A 3,887-nucleotide genomic window follows, 5' to 3' on the forward strand; every position below is an offset into this window, starting at 1 on the left:
GCAAAAATATCGAGTATCAGACCCGTTCGGCCTAACACACGACATTTTAAACGCTGTTCCAGATTACGTTCCTGGCTGGGTGAAAGTTCATGATTAAAAATGACAACAGCAGCATCATTGGCAGCAACTAATTCGGCTATTTCTTCTACTTTACCGGTTCCGGCAAAATATTTTGAATCGGGACGCTGGCGTTTGCCATGCACCACCGCTGATATGTTAGCGCCAGTTGAATTAACCAGTTCTAGAAATTCCTGTTGGGTTTCATCAAAACCACGGTCATTAAAATCAAGGTGAACCAAAACAACCGATTCTTGTTCGGCGTTTTCTTCAAAAGCTGCATTGCTATCAGGCCGGTCAAACAATCAATAAACTCCCTTATTCTTCTTGGGTTATCTGAACATTTCTGGCAGGCACAATCGTTGAAATAGCGTGTTTGTACACCATTTGATTGACCGAGTTTTTCAATAGGATGACAAATTGGTCAAAGGAGTCAATTTGACCCTGTAATTTGATACCGTTTACCAAATAAATCGAAACTGGAACATTTTCTCGACGTAATGCATTCAAAAAAGGATCCTGCAAGGATTGGGCTTTAGCCATTGTCGACTCCATCATTGTTATTATTGTTGAACATCAAAGTTTAATAGGCATTCTAAAAGGCTGCACAGAATCGTCAAGCATTATCGGATTCTGACAGGGTGCGGCGAAGAAAATCCAATACCGGTTCCTTTGGCAAATCTTTACCACTATCAAACCAGACACCATCATTTTGAGCTCGTAACCAAGTTAATTGGCGTTTCGCCATTTGTCTTGTCGCGATTATCGCTTTATCGATAAAAGTAGCTTCATCATAATCACCATTCAGAAAAGACCAGGCTTGTCTGTATCCAACTGCGCGAATCGATGGAAGTGCAGCATGCAAATCACCTCGCGCCCGAAGCTTTTTAACTTCTTCAATAAATCCTGTCTGAATCATCATTTTGTAACGTTTTGCTATACGTTGGTGAAGAATTTTTCTATCAAATGGTGACAGAATAATTTTTATGACTTGATACGGCAGCAAAAAATCTGATTGTTTTGTCAATTCAGTAAGCGATTTCCCGGAAATCTCATACACTTCCAAAGCCCGTAATAATCTTTGTGGATCATTAACATGAATGCGTGCAGCAGAAACAGGATCAACATCATTTAAACGTTGGTGCAAGTGCGACAGACCAAATTGTTTGGATTCCTGCTCCAGCCTGGTCCTGACTGCTAAGTCGGCTTCAGGTAATTCGGCAATACCATACTGCAATGTTTTGAAATACAGCATGGTACCTCCAACAAGTAACGGAATATTGCCACGCTTTGTAATATCCGCCATTAAAGCTAATGCATCTTGACGAAACCGACCAGCTGAATAAGCCTGTTTCGGATCGATAATATCAACTAAATGATGTGGAAATTGCTTTAGCAACGCTGCATCAGGCTTGGCCGTGCCAATATCCATATTCTTATATATAAGCGCAGAATCGACACTTATTATTTCAACTGGCAGATTCTGAGCCAGAAATATTGCCATATCGGTTTTACCGGCGGCCGTTGGACCCATCAAAAAAATTGCCGGGGGTAAAACAACCAAGTCTTTCGACAAACTTATCTTTAACCTTGTTTCATTGAGTCAAAAAACTCAACATTCGTTTTAGTAGATTTGAGGCGATCCATCAGGAATTCCATCGCTTCGATCGGTTCCATTGGTGCCAGAATTTTCCGAAGGATCCACAATTTCTGTAAATCTTCTTCATTGGTCAGTAATTCTTCTCGCCGAGTACCTGAGCGGGTTACGTTAATAGCAGGATAAATACGACGATCAGCTAATTTACGTTCAAGCAATACTTCCATATTACCCGTACCTTTAAACTCTTCGAAAATTACCTCGTCCATTCTCGACCCAGTTTCGATCAAAGCGGTGGCAATAATGGTCAGACTGCCACCCTCTTCAATATTTCTCGCCGCACCGAAGAAACGTTTTGGACGTTGCAAGGCATTTGCATCTACACCACCTGTTAAAACCTTACCTGAAGAAGGAGATACTGTGTTGTATGCCCGAGCCAGACGGGTGATGGAGTCCAGCAGAATAACCACATCGTGTTTATGCTCAACCAGACGTTTCGCTTTTTCGATAACCATTTCAGCAACTTGTACATGGCGCGTTGCGGGCTCATCAAAGGTACTTGAAACAACTTCACCTTTAACCGAGCGTTGCATTTCAGTTACTTCTTCCGGACGTTCATCAATTAACAAGACGATCAATGTACTGTCAGGATAATTGCTGGCAATTGACTGTGCTATTGATTGCAAAATCATAGTTTTACCAGACTTTGGTGGTGCAACAACCAATCCGCGCTGGCCTTTACCAATCGGCGAGGCTAAGTCAATTATACGAGCAGTTAAATCTTCCGTACTGCCATTACCACGCTCAAGATTAAAACGTTCATTGGCGAATAGTGGCGTCAAATTTTCAAATGGGACTTTATTTCGTGAATTCTCAGGTTTTTCATAGTTGATTTCATCAACTTTTACCAAGGCAAAATAACGTTCACTATCTTTAGGAGGACGGATTTTTCCTTTTATCGTATCCCCAGTTCGTAAATGAAACCGACGAATCTGACTTGGTGAAACATAAATATCATCTGGGCCGGCAACATAGGAGTCTTCAGGAGAACGTAAAAATCCAAAACCATCAGGTAATAATTCTAAAACTCCGGTGGTATAAACATCATCACCTTGTTTGGCATGCGCTTTGACCAATGCGAAAATAAGTTCTTGTTTACGATTGCGGGCCAGGCCCTCTAGATTCATGGATAACGCTAGTTCCATTAATTCAGCAGCAGACTGCTTTTTTAGTTCTGTCAGATTCATGTATTACCTAAATGGGTTTTTATATCAGAATTGCCTTGAATGCGCGCGGAGAACGCGATTTTATGGAGTTGTGGGAGGTTAAACCGGAAAATTGCCAGAAAGAATATCAGTAATATTATAAACCGTCCAGCATTTTTGGGAAAAATATCCCAGTTCATAGAATGTACAGATAAGATGGATTGTTTGTGAAACTTATAGTACAGCTGTTTTGTTCTAAGTAGGTACAAAGTAAACCATTACAAAGAGAGTCGCAAATGAAAAAAATGTCTGCCATCGTTGTGACAAGTTTTTTGCTAGCTTTATTGTCAGGTTGCAGCAATATCCCAAAACAGATTAGTACTGCTCCAACCAATGATATTCAGCTTAATGAAATACAAGGAACAATCGAAAACTTTTCAAACCAGGAAGTTCGCTGGGGAGGCGAAGTTGTCAGTGTTGAAAATAATCACGAATTTTCAATTATTCAAATGGTTCAATATCCACTTAATCATTACGGCAAACCGATTACAAATCAAGCGAGTGAAGGCCGCTTTCTGGCCAGGACTTCGGACTTCATTGATCCTGTTGTATACAAAGAAGGCACTTTGCTGACTTTCTCTGGAAAAGTTGACGGCGAGGCGACAAGGCAAGTAGATAAAAAAGAGTTAAGCATGCCCATCATCAAAGTTTCATCATTGTATAAATGGCAACGCTACCAATCTGTTCAGCGTGACCCATTTTATGACCCTTTTTACTTTAATGGTTTTTATCCTTACCACGGTTATTATAATAGATACTGGTACCACCCTCGATTTGGTTACCGGTATTACTATTAGTAAGGTTCAGGAGCTTTTTTGTTATTTATAAGGATATAGTGTATATCGGTTTTGCAGGAGCAAAAACCGACCACTGTATCCAAGTGGGTCGCCGGGACTAACTGTTAAATAATAAAAAAAGGCTACCCTGAAAAAGCCGTTTGTGCTTTGACCTACTTTGATGAGATGCGT

Annotated in this window: 4 protein-coding genes and 1 pseudogene; 1 reads left to right on the top strand and 4 read right to left on the bottom strand. The window is 40.6% G+C overall.

Annotation, left to right across the window (positions count from 1 at the left end; translation table 11 throughout):
- The 4 genes and pseudogenes from B3O33_RS11165 to rho all read right to left on the bottom strand — a co-directional run.
- Window positions 1–362 (bottom strand): annotated as a pseudogene (locus B3O33_RS11165) (GTPase HflX); the annotation flags it as partial.
- A 13-nt stretch (window positions 363–375) separates the two neighbouring features.
- The gene (hfq, locus tag B3O33_RS11170) at window positions 376–600 is read right to left on the bottom strand and encodes an RNA chaperone Hfq (protein ID WP_069296001.1); all 225 of its coding nucleotides are present in this window, start codon (window positions 598–600) and stop codon (window positions 376–378) included.
- A 73-nt stretch (window positions 601–673) separates the two neighbouring features.
- Window positions 674–1,591, bottom strand: a complete 918-nt coding sequence (gene miaA / locus B3O33_RS11175) for a tRNA (adenosine(37)-N6)-dimethylallyltransferase MiaA (protein ID WP_292361444.1) — start codon at window positions 1,589–1,591, stop codon at window positions 674–676.
- A gap of 50 nt (window positions 1,592–1,641) precedes the next feature.
- Window positions 1,642–2,901, bottom strand: a complete 1,260-nt coding sequence (gene rho / locus B3O33_RS11180) for a transcription termination factor Rho (protein WP_292361445.1) — start codon at window positions 2,899–2,901, stop codon at window positions 1,642–1,644.
- Between the two features lie 254 nt (window positions 2,902–3,155).
- On the opposite strand from rho, the gene B3O33_RS11185 reads away from it, so the two are divergent.
- Window positions 3,156–3,716 carry a Slp family lipoprotein gene (locus B3O33_RS11185; RefSeq protein WP_292361446.1) on the top strand — a complete coding sequence of 187 codons (561 nt, stop codon included), beginning with the start codon at window positions 3,156–3,158 and terminating at the stop codon, window positions 3,714–3,716.
- Window positions 3,717–3,887 lie beyond the last annotated feature (171 nt).

Source organism: Methylophaga sp. UBA1464 (genome assembly GCF_002325665.1).
Lineage (GTDB): Bacteria > Pseudomonadota > Gammaproteobacteria > Nitrosococcales > Methylophagaceae > Methylophaga.

Coding starts and splice junctions, on each gene's coding strand:
- hfq (WP_069296001.1), bottom strand. CDS start 600: ATGGCTAAAGCCCAATCCTTGCAGGATCCTTTTTTGAATGCATTACGT.
- miaA (WP_292361444.1), bottom strand. CDS start 1,591: ATGGGTCCAACGGCCGCCGGTAAAACCGATATGGCAATATTTCTGGCT.
- rho (WP_292361445.1), bottom strand. CDS start 2,901: ATGAATCTGACAGAACTAAAAAAGCAGTCTGCTGCTGAATTAATGGAA.
- B3O33_RS11185 (WP_292361446.1), top strand. CDS start 3,156: ATGAAAAAAATGTCTGCCATCGTTGTGACAAGTTTTTTGCTAGCTTTA.